The following is a 15,348-nucleotide window of genomic DNA, read 5'->3' as shown; positions in this document are numbered from 1 at the left end:
GTACTGACTGACTTGTACTGACTGAGCCGTGGTGCGCATTGTCAGCTCGCCGGGAGACCTATGTCGGACGCACTGCTGCGCGCCATGTTAGTCGCGGTGGAGGCTCTTAGTGGAGCTGCTTGATTCGGCGCTCACGCTGTCATGAGGCACCGGCGTCTCAGGCCGTCCTGCGTCGCGTCTGCCTGAGCAGACCGCGCGGTGCGAAGACCCAGCACAGGAGGAACACCACGGTCGCGACAAGGACGATCGTCCCGCCCGCTGGAAGGTCGATCGACCACGACAAGTACAAACCCACCAGAGCGCTGAGGCCGCCGATAATCGGGGCCAAAACCATCATTCGGTCCAGCCGGTCGGTGAGTAGACGGGCGGTTGCAGCGGGTGTCACCAACAGGGCCAACACGAGGACGTTGCCGATGACCTGGACCGAGATGACGACGGTCAGCGTCACAAGCACGTAGAGGACGAGGTCCAACCCAAAGACGGGCATGTGGATAGCGCGTGCAGTTTCACGGTCCAGACCAACGGTTACGAGTTCCTTGTGCAGGGCTCGCTCAATGAGCAGAACCAGGGCACCGGCAACGCAGACGATGACAATGTCGTCGTTGGTGATACCGGTGATGGATCCGAAGAGGAACTGCTGCAGGGAACCTGAGTACCCGGGCGCTCTGGAGATGATGACAATTCCCAGCGCGAAAGCTCCCGCGAATAGAATGCCGATGACCGAATCCTCCTTGAGGCGTCGATTTTGCGAGACGATCGCCACCAAGATTGCTGTCACCAAGCCAGCGATAGCCCCACCGAGCAGGAGAGACCCCTGAAGCAGGAACGCCACTGCCAGACCGGGGAACACCGAGTGGGCCACCGCGTCGCCGATGAAGGCCATGCCTCTCAGCACGACATGGCAACCGATGACGCCGGCAACTATTGAGCAGACCACCGCGACCAGCAGGGCCTTCGGCAAAAAGACCAGCAGAGGATTGGTGAGATCAGTGAAGAACTCCCATGGAGTGAGCATTGATGGTTCCTTGTCAGAGGGGGGTGGAAGCGGGTTCTACAGCCCCGACCATGGTCAAGAGCGGGGAGTTCTCGGAAACCCCGAAGGCTTTCATCCACATCGTCGGATCGCGCAGTTCCTGCGGGGTGGAGTCGGCGACAATAGTTCGATTGATGAGACATACTCGATCAGCGGTGGCCATCGCCTGGGCAAGGTCGTGGGTAGTCATGACTAAAGTCGTGCCAGCGGCGGCCAGCTGGCAGAACAGCTCAGTGAGCATTTCTTGGGTCGGCATGTCGACCCCGGTGAACGGCTCGTCGAGCAACAGCACCGATGGACGGGTGGCCAGAGCTCGTGCAATGAGCACGCGCTGCCGCTGCCCACCCGACAGTTCTCCTACGGTTCGGTCGGCCAGGTCCGCCATTCCAGCGATTCGCAGGGCGTCACGCACCGCTATGTGGTCGTCCCTGCCCGGACGACGCAGCCACCCGATGTGACGGGTCCGCCCACTCATGACGACATCGGCAACGCTGATAGGGAAATCCCAGGCAAATTCGTGACGCTGTGGCACGTAGCCGATGTGACGCCATCCCTTCCCGGGAGCTTCCCCAGCAACCTCGACACTGCCCTTGGCCGGTTTCACCAAACCAAGCATGGTACGCAGGATTGTGGTCTTACCGGCGCCATTGGGACCCAGAAGGGCCAGCAGGTCTCCTGTGCTGGCTGCCAGATTGACGTCGTGAAGTACCTGGCGACCGCCCAGATTGACGGCCACATCGCTGATCTTGACCGATCCGAGGTCACTCATGGCGGCTCGTTACGTTGTTGGAGTTCTTGGCAGACGTCATGCCGGAACTATCGTCGTTCCACACTTCCTCGCGCATTTTTGCGGACCGGGAACGTCCGACGAAAGCAGCGAGGATCAGGCCAATGATGACGACTCCGGCAATAATCGCGACGATCATTCCCCACGGAGTGCCGTTGTCAGAATGGTCACTGGAGGGGGTAGCAACCGGCGAGGAAGAGGCCTTGTCAGAAGCTGAGGAACCCGATACTGAGGTATCCATGGCGCGGGCCTCGTCAGCCGACGCCGTATCCCCGACGGCGAATCGTAGCTTGGTTGAGTAGGAGTGCTTGACACCCTTCACATCGGTTCCACGGACATCGACGGAGATCGTGTGCGCTCCCGGGTCGGAGAACACCCAGTTGGCGTGGACGTGGGTGTTGGCTTCCATGTGTACCAGCTGCTCGCCGGACTTGGTGGAGTCATACAGCGGCATGGGGGCGTCGAAACCGTTCTCGATGAACACGTGGGCCTGTCCGGGGCCTTGGTGGCCGGTGAAGACGAGATCGGCACCGCGCGGGAAGCTTTTGACGATCTCGGGAGCCTGGGTGTTCCAGCCAAGCCACACGATCTTTTGGTCTTGGGTTTGTGGAATGACATAAGCCTTCTTGCCACGCATATCGCCAAGGAAGGAATAAGTGTCCTCATTTGGCACGTCGATACGGGAGGCCTCGACCACACGCAAAACGGTGTCATTGGTGCTGCGCCACACGGGTGGGTTGGCAGTGTCGTCGCGGGCCATGAAGGTGAACGTGCCGTCCATAATTCGAGGGCCAACGTCTACGTGACCGCGCTTGATCTCGGCTGGTCCGGTGGCGACTTTCTCGTTGCCGGTCACTGTCTGTTTGAGGGCAGGATCTGGTGGTGGGGTAGGGGAGGCCTGGGCCGGCTGAGATAGTGCGAAGCAGGCACTGAGTGCGACAAAGAGGGCTGCCAGTAGGCGGTATTTGGGCATTATGGATTCCTCCGCAGGGGCGTCATCCCAGGCACGTGGCCAGGGAGTCGGCGTCGAATTTCATGAGGTCGATGTAGTTCGTAACTTGGTCGTCAAAGGTGTCGCCATAGATGGGACACACCCGGACGCCGTTTTCGGCGGCGATGGCGGCGAGCACTGAGGAGCCTCGCAGCACATTGGGTTCTAGAAACACTGCTGGCACTTTGAGATCGGCGATCGTCTGGTTGAGCTTGCGTCGCTGAGCCATGGACGGTTCGACGCCGGGATTCGCGGTGACGAATCCGGCTACATGCATTCCATGGGCTTGGGCGAGGTACCCGTAAGCGTCGTGGCTCGTGATGAGTTGACGCCTTCCCTTGGGGATGCTGGCGATCTTGTGATCGACGTAGCGCGAGGTCTCTTCCAGCTTCACCAGGTATGCCTTGGCGTTCTCACGGTAAGTCTGGGCACCCTCGGGGTCAGCCTTGATAAGGGAGTCGCGGATGACCTGCACGTAGGCCTTGGTGTTCTTGATACTCATCCACAAGTGGGGGTCAATCTCACCATGGACGTGGGCACCGAGAACGGCCTGGGGCAGTTGGTGAATCGAGTCACCGGGGTGTCCGAGAAAACGGAAAGCAGGAGTCGGTGGAATTTCGGTGAGGGCCTTCGGGGGGACCCACACCACCGACGTGTCAGGGTCCAAGCGCTTCTGGGTGCGGACGCCGCCGCCGGTCGGGTCGGACAAGATGACTATCTTGCCCTGGTCGATGTCAGCGGAGAAGTCTGCGTGTCCCTTGTCAACCACCGTTCGATGGGCGAGTTCGGGAATGGTGCGCGGGTCAGCGCCGACGGCAATCGTGAGGGTCTGGGTGCCGATAGTGGTTATGCCGTTTGCTGTGGACAGGGTTGCTGCGAAAGTTGCCTTGTAAACGCCAGGCTTGCTGAAAGCCCACGACATATGGGTGTGGGCGTCGGTGGGGAGTTCTACGTCGTCGCGCTCGTCGATGCCGTCAGCTGAGGAGTAGTAGATCTGCGGACGACCAAAGGTGCCAGTGATGTAGGCAGTGAGATCACCCGGACCATCGACGGACTTCAGGCGAAGATGAACCGACGACGAGCGATCAGCCCCGCGATCAGTGCCCTTGCCAATGACCCGCAGGCCCAGCCATACGGTGTCCAGGTTGGCATTCTCGACCAGCGGGATAACCTCAGCTCCGTATTTCTGCGCTTGTTCAGCCAACGAGACGTTGATCGATCCGGCTGGCAGGGACGCGTCGATGGTTTTGATGACCGAATGAGGTTCGAGCATGAGGTAGTTCGACAGCGCAACCTTTGAGTAGACGACAGTTCGGACGTCACGTAGTGATGGCTCATAGGTGTGGGGGTCGGCACCGGAGGGAACCATCGAGGTAACGGTGGCTCGATCGCCGGCGACATTGCGTGTCAAGTCGGCGAGGATGGGTGTCGTCGTCACGACGGAGAGTTTGTCGTTCTGGGAAGCGGGCGCGTGGCCGCACCCAGCCAGAATGCTGAGTGCGGCCACGACGCACAACAGGCGTTTTCTCACCCCCGTCGTCTCCTTGCCACGAGTAGCGCTCCGGCCAGGCCGATCAGGGTGAGGCCTCCGGCCATCAGACTGTGGTTGGCCTGGGAGGCTGCGCCGGGATCGCCAAAGTAGCCGGTCTCACCGGTGCCAGGCATTCCGTTGAGATCGCACGGCTTGCCGTCGGGGGTACGACCCACGATGGTGTAGCCCGGCTTGGCTTTCTGATCGGCGTCAGGGGAAGCCGATACCTTGCCGATGGAGGAAGCGACCGACTTGGCATCGATACCCACCGCGAAGTGGAGGGTGCCGCTGGTGCTGACTTTCTTGCCTGCCTTGGTGGTGGCGGTCTGAGTCACAGTGACGGCGTAGTGTCCGGGGGCGGTGAACACCCAGTTCGGGTGAGCATGGGTGTTGGCTGGGACGGTGTAGCTGGTGGGTCCGCCGACATTGTCGAAGACCCGCTGGCCCACTCCGCCACCGAAGGTGCCGGACATGAATACCGCCATCTTTCCGGGGCCGGTGACCTTATCCAGGTGCATGTGGACTGGGCCGGTCGTGCCACCGACGACAGACTCATGCATGGTGTTGACGCCCAGCCACGGCACACCAGGAACCTGGGTCGCGCCGATAAGCCAGACCTTGGTGCCGCCCTTGGCGATGAACTCCATACCGGCGGGGGCCGTTGTGTTGGCCTTGTCGCCCACTGCCATGACGACGCTCGAGGGATCAACCCATGTCGCCGGAGCGGAGCGATCGTCCTTGAGAGCGGAGATGAGTTTGCCCGACTGCAGCTGGACTCCCCAGTCGAAGTGGCCCTCGGTGGCCACAGACGCCGACTGAGCAGCGGGCTGAGCAGCCTTCTTCTCAGTGGCGGCAGTTGTGGTGGGGACCTTCACCGGTCGGCAAATCTCTTTCTTGGCTGCCGAACCGCTGGTAGAAGTCCCCCCGGCTGATTCATTCGAGCCGGAGTGTCCGGCTACCTCGTCAATGGGCTTGTTCCCCACCACGCCGAGATCATCGAAGGGCTTGTCAGCGCCACCTTTGTTGGTCTTGGCGGCACCTGAGGTGCCACCGTTGCTGTCCGCACAGGTGTTGGCAGCGGCGATGGCTTTGGAGCCGACTGCCCAGGTGTAGGTGTGGGCTCCGGTGCTGACAGTCTTGCCATCCCGAATCGCGGTGGCGTCAACAGTCATCTGGTAACGGCCAGGCTTGGTGAAAACCCAGTTGGCGTGTACGTGGGACGGCTGCTTGACGGTGATGGTGCCCGGAAGGGTTTTGGAGCCACCGTCGAGGAGGCTCTGCACTCCACCGAAGGAGTTTTGCGAGAACAGATGTACCTGGCCGGGGCCTTTGACGTTGCGGACGTTGATCTTGACTTCGGTGAAGCCATTTCGTTTGACATCGAAGGTCTCCCATCCCGGCCACAGCAGATCCTGGTTCTGTGTGATGGGCAGCAGATAGCCCTTGGGGGCGCCGGGATACCCGCTCGGAATGGCAGTCAGAGCAGAGTCCTTGACGGCCAGCAAGACGTTCTCCGGAGTGTGAAGTACCCCCTCTCCGGTGACATCCTCCTTGACCTGCAGGTCGAGTCCCTTGTTAGCAGCTGAGCCGACTCGGAAGACGTCAGAGTGGCCGTGGTCGAGGACCAGCTTGTTGTTGCAGGGTTTCTTGCTGTTCGTCGGCGAGGTCGTCGGTTTCGGGGCAGCCGAGTTCTTCGGCGTGGCGGATGGGGACCGAGTTGGGGCCGGGGACACCGAATGCTTGGGTGATGCCAACGGCCTCGGTGACGCGGAGGGCGTTGGGGCCGCAGCAGTCGGAGTTGACGTCGGCTTTCCCCACGGAGCCGGCAGGGCCGTCTTGTCGCCGACCACCCAGGTATAGGTGTGTGGCTTGGACTGGAAGGCCTTTCCGTCCTTGTCGGCGGTGGCCTGGACGGTCATGGTGTAAACGCCGGTCTTGCTGAACACCCAGTTGGCATGGACGTGGGATGGCTGGGCGACGGTAATTGTGCCGGGAATCTCGGTGGCGGCGTCATCGAGCAACGGTTGCACATCGCCAAAGGTTCCCTGCGAGAACAGGTGTACCTTGCCTGGCCCTTTAACGTCGCTGATCTTGATCTTGACTTTGGTGAAGCCATTTCGTTTGACGTCGAAGGTTTCCCATCCCGGCCACAGCAACTGGGGATCTTGGGTGAGAGGCAGGACGTAGCCCTCGGGAGATCCGGGCAGGCCCGCCGGAATCTTGGTCAAAGCGGCACTTTTGACTTTCAGCAAGACGTTTTCAGGAGCGCGAAGCACCCCTTCACCGGTGACATCTTCTTTGAGATTGAGGTCAATCCCGCCGTCGGCGGTCGATCCCACTCGGAAGACATCGGCGTGACCGTGGTCGAGCACGATGGGCTTGCTGTCACTACTGGGCCGGTCAGGAGACTGCGTCGGTTTCGCAGAAGGAGGTTGGGTCGGTTTTGGCGACGCGGGCTGGCTCGACGCAGAAGAGTTGTCAAGGGTTTCCCCTTGTCCGTGGCAAGCACTGGAAATCGCGTCTTTCCCGACTGCGTAATACAGCGTGAAGCTGGCGTAGTTGCGCTGCTTATTGCCTTGGCTGTCGGGCTTGCCGTAGACGGTGTAATACCCGTTGATCTTGTAGGTGCCCGGTTTGGAGAACCACATCTCCATTGGCTGCTTGTCCGCTTGGGTGATGCGCATGACGGTGTGAAGACTCGGTTCGTGGGAGGACACGACGGTCTTGGGCTGACCAGTGGCGCTGTCGGTCAGGGCGACAACGGCGTCTTTGGGGCCTATGACAGGGTCCCACGTGATGGTTGCCTCGGACAGTTTCGCGAAATCTGTCCCCGTCGTGTCGAGGACTTGGCTGACCTGACCCTTGGCGTCAATTCCGGGCAGGTGATACACCTCAGTACCTCGCGGGAAGAGAGTGCTGAACTCGTCGTCGCCACCGGGAGCAGCCTGCCGCTGCGAATCCGGGACGTTGATGACTCCCTGAGATCGGTCTAGCCGTTTGCCAGAATTACCTGAAGTCGCAGCGAAGCTGGGGGAGGCAAGCTCTTCTCCCGACGCGGCCTGCCATGACCCTTTCATGACGACAGGGCCGCCGGCGTGGTGCAGGCAGCTTTTCATGGTTGACGTGGGATCGACGGGTGCTGCGTCGTCGTCGCCACCGTCGGTGATCTCGAAGTTCTCAGCGGGAGTTGTGATCTCGCGGGCTGGAACCGTCGTTCCCGCGTCGAGGCCGACCTGTTCGTCTGAGCCGACAAGCCACGTGATGTCAGTAAGTTCTGAGCTGATTGTCTGATTGTCGAGGGTGACGACCGAGGCCTGCCAGGTCATCGTGTAACGCCCTGGTTTGGTGAATGTCCAGTTCGCGTGGGAATGGCTACCTGGGGGGAAAGCCCACATACGATGGTCGTCGCCCATCGAGGAAAACATTCGATGTACCCGGTTGGGAGAGTTCGCAAAGACATTCACATCGCCAGGACCGTCGACCTTGACCAAGTCGAGGTGCAAGGTTTCTGGTTTGATCTTGTTCAAGACTTCATTGGGGAAGGAGTGGCCTGAGCCGAATCCGGCCCACACTGGAGCCCACTGGTCGTAGTGCTGCTGAGGCGCTGACCACAAAATGTCTCCGGGCTTGCCGAGGAAGCTGTATCGCGGATCGTTCGGAACTTTAATCCGGGAGACTTCGCGCCCATTCGTGTCGGCATCAGGCCCGAGCCGGATGTAGACGGAGTCGGGGTCCTTGAGTTCGTCGCTGCCCCACAGGACTTTGATGACGGGTTTATCGGTTTCCTGATCCCACTCGACGTGAGCGGTGTCTACATGGCCGTTGTGTAAGAGCTCGCGGTCTGGCGCTGCTGCGCTTGCCGGTGATGGTCCAACCATCAGTAACGTCAGAAGGACGGCAAGCAGCGAAGCAAACCGTTTCATGGTGCCCTCCATTGCATTCGGTGATGTCGCAGCTACTCTACAATGAGAACGGTTATCAATGCCATTTAGGGGTCTCCTTGGCACTTACCCGACCATCCGGGTGATGGCTGCCAGATAGACAGCAGCGGCGGCGTCGGAAGGTTGTTTGGGCATCAGTTGGTGGCACAGCTATCAGTTGGTGGCGCAGTCATCAGTTGTGGCATATGGGTCCGGTTTGAGGATCGGTGCCACGGCGTGAGCAGATAGAACCGCTAGTATGCAGCATGGCCGTGACCGGTCACGCCGACGGGCGGCGGAGGGTCGAGCTCGGCCGGGAAGGTACACGTCATGTTGACGCGCATGTCGCAGCTTTTTGTTCGAACTCTGCGTGAGGACCCTGCCGATGCCGAGGTTCCTAGTCACCGGTGGCTGGTTCGGGCTGGTTATATTCGCAGGTCCGCGCCGGGGGTCTACTCATGGTTGCCGCTAGGCCTTCGAGTGATGCGCAAGATCGAGGAGATCTGCCGTGAGGAGATGTCGAAGATCGGCGCTCAGGAAGTGTGTTTTCCCGCCCTACTGTCAGCTGATCCGTACAAGGAAACTGGACGATGGGTTGAATATGGCGACAACCTGTTCCGTCTGAAGGACCGTAAAGGCGTGGACATGCTGCTGGGGCCAACCCATGAAGAGATGTTCACGCTGCTGGTCAAAGATATGTACTCCTCGTACAAGGACCTGCCGGTATGCCTCTACCAGATTCAGAACAAGTACCGAGACGAGGCCCGTCCGCGCGCTGGCGTGCTGCGTGGCCGAGAATTCGTCATGATGGACGCGTACTCCTTTGACGTCGCCCAGGAAGGTCTCGACGAGGCTTACCAGACCCAACGTGACGCCTATATCCGGATCTTCGATCGTCTCGGTTTGGACTACGCCATCGTCAAGGCGATGTCCGGTCCGATGGGGGGTTCTCGTTCCGAGGAATTCCTGGCCCTTGCCGCCAATGGTGAGGACACCTTCGTTCGTTCTCCCGGCGGTTATGCCGCCAATGTCGAAGCCATCCGGGTAGCGGCTCCTGACCCGTTGCCCATCGAAGGTCTGCCCGAGGCTGAGGTCGTCGACACCCCTGACGTCCCCACCATTGAGTCTCTCGTGCGGTTGGCCAACGAGGTTCATCCTAGGGACGATCGCCCCTGGACTGGGGCTGACACCCTCAAGAATGTCGTGTTCATGGTGACTCATCCTGACGGTAAACGTGAGCCGTTGGCGATCGGGCTGCCCGGAGATCGTGAGGTCGACGAGAAGCGTCTCGAAGCTGCCCTTGAGCCGGCGGTGGCTGAGCCCTTCACGGAAGAGGATTTTGCTGCCCATCCACAGTTGGTCAAGGGGTACATCGGTCCGGGGGCCTTGGGTGCCGAGAACCCCTCGAAGGTGCGCTACCTGGTCGATCCGCGCGTTGTCACGGGCACGGTCTGGATCACCGGCGCTGACCAGAAGGATCGTCACGTCTTCAACCTGGTGGCAGGGCGCGACTTCACCCCCGACGGTGTTATTGACGTTGCCGAGGTTCGCGAGGGAGACCCGGCCCCCGACGGCAGCGGCGAGTTGCGTCTGTCCCGCGGAATCGAGATTGGCCACATTTTCCAGCTCGGCAAGAAGTACGCCGACGCACTAGGTCTCAAGGTGCTCGACCAGAACGGCAAACTTGTGACCGTCACCATGGGTTCCTATGGCCTGGGTGTTTCTCGCGCGGTGGCCGCCATCGCCGAGAGCACCTGTGACGACAAGGGGTTGGCGTGGCCTCGAGAGGTCGCTCCCTTCGACGTTCAGGTTCTGGCTACCGGCAAAGGTGCTGAGATTATGGACGAGGCGACCAGGATTGCCAGCGAACTGGCTGAGGCTGGGCTTGAGGTACTCCTAGATGACCGCAAGGCCTCACCGGGAGTGAAGTTTGCCGACAGCGAGATCCTCGGTATGCCAACGTCGGTGGTCGTCGGACGCGGGCTTAAGGACGGACTTGTTGAAGTTCGCGATCGTGCCAGCGGTGACAGCCGTCAGGTTGGCGTCGCCGAGGCAGTATCCGCCATCCTCGAAGAGGTGCGTGGCTAACGTACCGCCGGTTTAGCTCACCGATGCCTGCGTGTTGCCGCATGGTCGCCAAGTGTTCTTCCAACCTGGCGCGGACATCACCCAATAGCCGTCTGACAATGGTGTTTGTCAGCTTGGCCGAACGACCTCGGGATCATGCGATAGGCACAGCGCGGCTATCCGCTCGCCAGTTCGGCTTTCCGACCCCAAGAGGCGTTGGGTCCGCTCGCCACAGCCTCGTTGGTGCGTCGGGTCAATTCGCTTCACGAAGGCCCGGCTACCGGTCGAGTCTTTGACGCCCTCGTCAGCACTGGTGACAACACCGATAACCATGAGCACGTTGAACGTGACTGGTATCTCACCTTGCTGTCGGGAGGCACGATCATTCCCAATACCAGTGCCGGTGATCGCTGGGAAAGTGTGCAAACCTTCGGAGATCCGCTCTTCTACAACCCCGAATCGTCGCGCACTGACATGTACAAGCGTGCCGGTTTTCCCCGGGTGGATCACTATTTCCGTCGCGTCATGGGACCAGTTTCGTCCCCTGGGGTGAAGATTCCCTGGTATGCAGTATTACGGCGCACCGTCATGCGCTCGACGATCGGCGTAGTTGGTGGGAGATCAACACGGCTTCCCACGTCGATTTTCCCCAGATGGCCCGTATCATCGAGCTTGCTGACAATCACGACGGCACCGTAAGTATTTTCACCACGCTCATCGAGTCTGACGCCCCATATCAGGCAGACTACGACACTACTGATCTGAACGGTCTGGCCAGCCTCTACCGGGAGTTCGGTGCCAACGACATCCATGCCACGGTGAGTAGGATGGGTACGTCGGTCGATCACAATACTGAGTTGCTCTTGGCCCATCCTTGGGCCTGAGTCACGACCGACCGAGAACACGTAATGGGTCTCACCCCTCCAGGGTGGGACCCGTACTTCTTGTGTCAGGAAGGTTGACACGTGACATCGTGGGTCTTCGCTGGTCTTGTCCTTGCTGCTTTTGCGGCGGGTTGGGTCAACGCTGTTGTAGGTGGAGGCGGACTCATCATGCTGCCGTCTCTCCTGGTTGGCCTGCCAAGTGAGACGTCAGTAGCCACCGTCGTCGGCACGAACAAGACGGCCCAAGTCGTGGGGAACTTTACTGCTGGCGTGGGGTATCTGCGCCGGCAGCGCCCAGACTGGCGAATGTTCCTGTCAGCGGCTGGCCTGGCCGCTGTTGGCGCTGTCGTGGGTGCCCACATCGTCACCTATATGTCACGCGCTGTCTACACCCCGATTCTTCTGGTGGTGTTGGTCCTCATCGGGATCTATACCTGGCGCAAACCGTTATTAGGGATGGGTCAGAGCAGTCAGGGCGGCAAACACCCCGTTCTGGTTCCGATAATCGGTCTTCTCTTGGGTTGCTACGACGGTGCCATCGGCCCAGGAGTTGGGACCTTCTGGGTGCTGACCTATGTCGCCGTCGGTGGGTATTCCTTCCTCAAGGCTTCTGGAATGGCGAAGATTTGCAACGCCGTGACCAACATCGTCACCATCGCCACGCTGGCCATTCACGGCCACGTCTGGTGGCGTGTCGCTTGGCCGCTTGTCATCGCCAACGTCATCGGTGGCGTCATTGGTGCTCGAACTGCCATGAAATATGGCAATGGTTTCGTCCGGACGATGTTTCTCATCATTACCGCCGGATTGGCAGCGCGGATGCTTGTTCAGTTGATCTGGGGAATCTGAGCTGTTGGACTCACACCCACCCGGGCCAGGTCGTCACGTCAAGCTTGTGCCAGGGATATTTAGCTCGGTGCTCACACCCACCCGGGCCAGGTCGTCACCCCTGCTTCCAGATAGGCGAGGTACTTGGTCTGGGCGATCATGGCTGAGACGGCATTGGAGCGTTGTGACGACGGGCTTGCGGCTGCCACCCGGCCCCAGCCAGACAGGACATTGCCTTCCAGACTTGACCACAAAGATCGGGTCGCCGCTGCGTTGGCAGGGACCGTCGACATGGGATAGCCGGCCACATCAGGCGTCGGGGTGGCTGAGGCATCGCGAATTGTTTGGCGGACCTTGGCGCGCTGAGCGATGACTTGGTCGCGCCGCTGCTGACCCCACGTGCGCAGCGCGTGCCCCTCGTCAAGTCGTCCGATTCCCCATTCAAGCCCGGCGACAAGGGCATTGAGGTGGGTGAGAAGAGCCTGTTGGGCATTGACGACGGGTTCTTGCCCGATGGTGATCGGGACCACCTTGGGTGTGGGACGTGGGGCTGGCGCGTTGGGGCCGACGGCTGAACAGAACACCGACAGGCTGGCCCACAGCAGCGATTCAGAGGGGTTCTGAGCGGCCTGACAGTTCGACAAGTACTGGGCTGCCGCGTTCTTTTCGTGGGTCTGTAGTTCGGAGGTCGGAGCGCCTTTTCCGGCCGCCATCGGTGTGGGGGAGACCGACGGGGTAGGTGTGGCCGTGTTGCCGGAGAACGGGTCAGCCTGGCTGAGCACCTGATAGTGCAGACGATGGGCGGCGGCGACGCGTTGATACATCACTTTCCGATCACCGGTGACGGTGGCGGCAGCCTTCGTCGCCAACTGAGCCAGGAAGATCTCTTGGGACACGGCGTCGCGACGCTGCGGGGCCACGCTAGGAGTGGGTGAGATTAACGGAGTGGTCTTGGTGTCAGATTCGTTGTGCTCGCAGCCCGTCAGTCCGACGGCAAAGAGCGCGGTTCCACCGGCAAGAAGGGTTCTGCGAGCGATCATGATGCTCACCATATCCGTATTTAAGCTGGAGTTCCCACACCGTAGCGCCGATAGCGATGCCTGCCTGCTAGGACTGAGTGGCTAAACTCGATAAGGACAATTTGCAACGACAACAGGATGAGACACAGATGAATGCAGAGAGGCTCACCAACCTGCTTGAGCCAGTCGTGTCCCAGCTCGGGCTTGAACTCGATCACGTCGACGTCGTACCTGCCGGACGGCGCCGCCTGGTGCGAGTGACGGTCGACGGGGACGGCCCGGATGGTCACGGACCTAGCCTTGATGAGATCTCCGAGGCCACTGCTGAGATCTCTCGTAGTCTCGATAATTCCAACGCGATGGGGGAGTCTCCTTACACGCTTGAGGTGTCCTCGCGTGGTGTTTCCACTCCGTTGACTCAGCCGCGTCACTATCGACGCAATATTGGTCATCTGGTGAAGATCACCCTTCATCCTGGCGAGGGTCAGAAGTCCGGTGAGACTTTTAAAGGACGCATTGTCGAAGCGTCCGAGGAGAACGTCACCTTCGAAGTGGAGGCTGAGAATTCCAAGCCTCACAAACCCGTGTACACCAACCGTGAGGTACAGCTGGCTGATGTGGCGAAAGCCGTCGTCCAGGTGGAGCTCAATCGTCGCGACGCGCAGGCGTCGAAGAAGGAGAACTGAGATGGATATTGATCTTTCGACCCTGCGCATGATCGAGCGAGACAAGGAGATTCCGCTTGATTACCTGCTGACGACCTTGGAGGACGCCCTTCTCAACGCTTATGACAAGACGGAGGCTCCGGTCAAGGGTGCCAAGGTTCAGCTCGATCGCAAGACCGGAAACGTCGCCGTCATGGTTCCGGAGAAGGATGAAGAGGGGACGATTGTCGGTTGGTATGACGGCACCCCCGACGACTTCGGCCGTGTCGCTGCCTCGACAGCCCGTCAGGTGATCTTCCAGCGGCTGCGTGAGGCTGAGGATGAGCAGAAGTACGGCCACTTCGCAGCTGTTGAAGGTGACGTCATCACTGGTGTTGTTCAGCAGTCTTACCGCGACAACCGCACCGTTCGCGTCGACCTGGGCAGCTTGGAGGGCATCATGCCTCCGGCTGAGCAGGTTCCCGGTGAGGATTACACGCATGGCCGCCGCATTCGCGTCTACGTTGTGGCAGTGCGCAAGGAGGCTCGTGGCCCTCAGGTGATCGTTTCGCGAACCCACCCGAACCTGGTGCGCAAGCTTTTTGCCATGGAGGTCCCCGAGATCGAGCAGGGGATCGTCGAGATTAAGGCGCTGGCTCGTGAGGCCGGTCACCGCTCCAAGATCGCCGTCACCTCGCACAATCCCGATGTGTCGGCTAAGGGTGCCTGCATTGGGCCGATGGGTCAGCGAGTTCGCGCCGTCATGCACGATTTGGGCGAGGAGAAGATTGACATCATTGACTGGTCAGAGGACCCCGCTGAGTTCGTGGCTGCGGCTCTGTCTCCTGCCAAGGTGGCTTCGGTGACGGTTATTGACCCGAAGGCCAAGGCTGCCAGGGCCATCGTCCCGGATTACCAGTTGTCCCTAGCGATCGGACGTGAGGGTCAAAATGCCCGTCTGGCTGCTCGCCTTACGGGGTGGCGTATTGATATCCGCCCGGACAATCAGGTTTGAGACCCCACGAGATCACTACGTTGGCGACGCCCGGCTTCCCGTTAAGGGATGGCCGGGCGTTACTCACATCATGTGCCCTAGAGTTGGCAGGTGACTAAACGACCACAACGTACCTGTGTTGGCTGTCGACGTGTCGACGACCCGGCCCATATGAGGCGCTACGTGCTGGTTGACGGAGTGGTTGTGTCAGACCCGACTGGCGCTGGCAGGGGAGCTTACGTCCATCCTGATGAAGAGTGTTGGAAGAGCGCTGTGGCGGGGGGATTCGCGAGATCCTTTCGACGCCGGGTGAGAATCACCGGCAGCGATCACTCCAAGCATTCAAGCCGCTGAATTGGGTTCAAAAGCCTATCTTCGGTAAAGTTGGCACCGCATGTCCGCCGGGAGGTCCGGCGGCCTCACCGAATCGCGTCCCCGGCAGGCCGGTTGTTCCGGTTCAAGGGGACTGAATAGGAAGTGGGCACAAGCTCATGAACACTCGATGAGTTCGCACCAATGAGGATTCACAACAACTAGGCCCAGGTCCACCGCGGCCGGGCCCGAAGGAGAGTAGTGGCCAAGGTCCGCGTCTATGAGCTCGCGAAAGAGCTCGGACTGTCAAGCAAACAGCTTCTGGGGAAGCTCAATGA

The 15,348-nt window shown here is 60.3% G+C and carries 12 protein-coding genes and 1 pseudogene; 7 read left to right on the top strand and 6 right to left on the bottom strand.

Features of this window, described 5'->3' with window-relative positions; genetic code table 11:
* Positions 1-157: 157 nt before the first annotated feature.
* From Q4B98_RS08035 to Q4B98_RS10595, 5 genes are read right to left on the bottom strand one after another with little or no spacing between them, the layout of a single operon-like run.
* Positions 158-1,015, bottom strand: a complete 858-nt coding sequence (locus Q4B98_RS08035; RefSeq protein ID WP_303196631.1) for an anchored repeat-type ABC transporter permease subunit — start codon at positions 1,013-1,015, stop codon at positions 158-160.
* A gap of 13 nt (positions 1,016-1,028) precedes the next feature.
* Positions 1,029-1,802: an anchored repeat-type ABC transporter ATP-binding subunit gene (locus tag Q4B98_RS08030; protein ID WP_303196630.1), complete on the bottom strand. Its 774-nt coding sequence runs from the start codon at positions 1,800-1,802 to the stop codon at positions 1,029-1,031.
* Positions 1,795-2,793 carry a choice-of-anchor M domain-containing protein gene (locus Q4B98_RS08025; protein ID WP_303196629.1) on the bottom strand — a complete coding sequence of 333 codons (999 nt, stop codon included), beginning with the start codon at positions 2,791-2,793 and terminating at the stop codon, positions 1,795-1,797. The genes Q4B98_RS08030 and Q4B98_RS08025 overlap by 8 nt, the downstream gene beginning before the upstream one ends.
* Before the next feature lie 22 nt (positions 2,794-2,815).
* Entirely contained in the window at positions 2,816-4,342 is a 1,527-nt protein-coding gene (locus tag Q4B98_RS08020) for an anchored repeat ABC transporter, substrate-binding protein (protein WP_303196628.1), read from the bottom strand.
* The gene (locus Q4B98_RS10595) at positions 4,339-8,265 is read right to left on the bottom strand and encodes a TIGR03773 family transporter-associated surface protein (RefSeq protein ID WP_368492329.1); all 3,927 of its coding nucleotides are present in this window, start codon (positions 8,263-8,265) and stop codon (positions 4,339-4,341) included. The genes Q4B98_RS08020 and Q4B98_RS10595 overlap by 4 nt, the downstream gene beginning before the upstream one ends.
* Positions 8,266-8,604: 339 nt before the next feature.
* Between Q4B98_RS10595 and Q4B98_RS08005 the strand changes: the two genes are divergently transcribed.
* From Q4B98_RS08005 to Q4B98_RS07995, 3 genes and pseudogenes are all read left to right on the top strand, one after another.
* Positions 8,605-10,350 carry a proline--tRNA ligase gene (locus Q4B98_RS08005; RefSeq protein ID WP_303196627.1) on the top strand — a complete coding sequence of 582 codons (1,746 nt, stop codon included), beginning with the start codon at positions 8,605-8,607 and terminating at the stop codon, positions 10,348-10,350.
* Between the two features lie 156 nt (positions 10,351-10,506).
* Positions 10,507-11,213: pseudogene (locus Q4B98_RS08000) on the top strand (TIGR03767 family metallophosphoesterase); the annotation flags it as partial.
* A gap of 81 nt (positions 11,214-11,294) precedes the next feature.
* Positions 11,295-12,062 carry a TSUP family transporter gene (locus Q4B98_RS07995; RefSeq protein WP_303196626.1) on the top strand — a complete coding sequence of 256 codons (768 nt, stop codon included), beginning with the start codon at positions 11,295-11,297 and terminating at the stop codon, positions 12,060-12,062.
* A 71-nt stretch (positions 12,063-12,133) separates the two neighbouring features.
* Here Q4B98_RS07995 and Q4B98_RS07990 read toward each other — a convergent pair whose 3' ends face one another.
* On the bottom strand, positions 12,134-13,081 hold the full coding sequence (locus Q4B98_RS07990) for a DUF4439 domain-containing protein (protein ID WP_303196625.1): 948 nt from the start codon (positions 13,079-13,081) through the stop codon (positions 12,134-12,136).
* A gap of 128 nt (positions 13,082-13,209) precedes the next feature.
* On the opposite strand from Q4B98_RS07990, the gene rimP reads away from it, so the two are divergent.
* The 4 genes from rimP to Q4B98_RS10590 form a co-directional block, all read left to right on the top strand.
* Positions 13,210-13,746, top strand: coding sequence for a ribosome maturation factor RimP (rimP, locus tag Q4B98_RS07985; protein WP_303196623.1), 537 nt, complete (start codon positions 13,210-13,212; stop codon positions 13,744-13,746).
* Position 13,747: 1 nt separating this feature from the next.
* On the top strand, positions 13,748-14,719 hold the full coding sequence (gene nusA, locus Q4B98_RS07980) for a transcription termination factor NusA (protein WP_303196622.1): 972 nt from the start codon (positions 13,748-13,750) through the stop codon (positions 14,717-14,719).
* Positions 14,720-14,809: 90 nt separating this feature from the next.
* Positions 14,810-15,052 (top strand): YlxR family protein, encoded by a 243-nt coding sequence (locus tag Q4B98_RS07975; RefSeq protein ID WP_303196621.1) that lies wholly within the window; start codon positions 14,810-14,812, stop codon positions 15,050-15,052.
* 219 nt (positions 15,053-15,271) lie between these two features.
* On the top strand, positions 15,272-15,348 hold a 77-nt coding region (locus Q4B98_RS10590; RefSeq protein WP_368492334.1), incomplete at its 3' end, for a translation initiation factor IF-2 N-terminal domain-containing protein.

The sequence above is a fragment of the Cutibacterium sp. genome (genome assembly GCF_030525615.1).
Lineage (GTDB): Bacteria > Actinomycetota > Actinomycetes > Propionibacteriales > Propionibacteriaceae > Cutibacterium.
The sequence above is the reverse complement of the archived record's forward strand: the minus strand, read 5'-3'. Positions and strand labels throughout refer to the sequence as shown.

Bases quoted from the DNA above. Each gene is read 5' to 3' on its own strand.
- Q4B98_RS08035 (WP_303196631.1), bottom strand. From the start codon at position 1,015: ATGCTCACTCCATGGGAGTTCTTCACTGATCTCACCAATCCTCTGCTG.
- Q4B98_RS08030 (WP_303196630.1), bottom strand. From the start codon at position 1,802: ATGAGTGACCTCGGATCGGTCAAGATCAGCGATGTGGCCGTCAATCTG.
- Q4B98_RS08025 (WP_303196629.1), bottom strand. From the start codon at position 2,793: ATGCCCAAATACCGCCTACTGGCAGCCCTCTTTGTCGCACTCAGTGCC.
- Q4B98_RS10595 (WP_368492329.1), bottom strand. From the start codon at position 8,265: ATGAAACGGTTTGCTTCGCTGCTTGCCGTCCTTCTGACGTTACTGATG.
- Q4B98_RS08005 (WP_303196627.1), top strand. From the start codon at position 8,605: ATGTCGCAGCTTTTTGTTCGAACTCTGCGTGAGGACCCTGCCGATGCC.
- Q4B98_RS07990 (WP_303196625.1), bottom strand. From the start codon at position 13,081: ATGATCGCTCGCAGAACCCTTCTTGCCGGTGGAACCGCGCTCTTTGCC.
- rimP (WP_303196623.1), top strand. From the start codon at position 13,210: ATGAATGCAGAGAGGCTCACCAACCTGCTTGAGCCAGTCGTGTCCCAG.
- nusA (WP_303196622.1), top strand. From the start codon at position 13,748: ATGGATATTGATCTTTCGACCCTGCGCATGATCGAGCGAGACAAGGAG.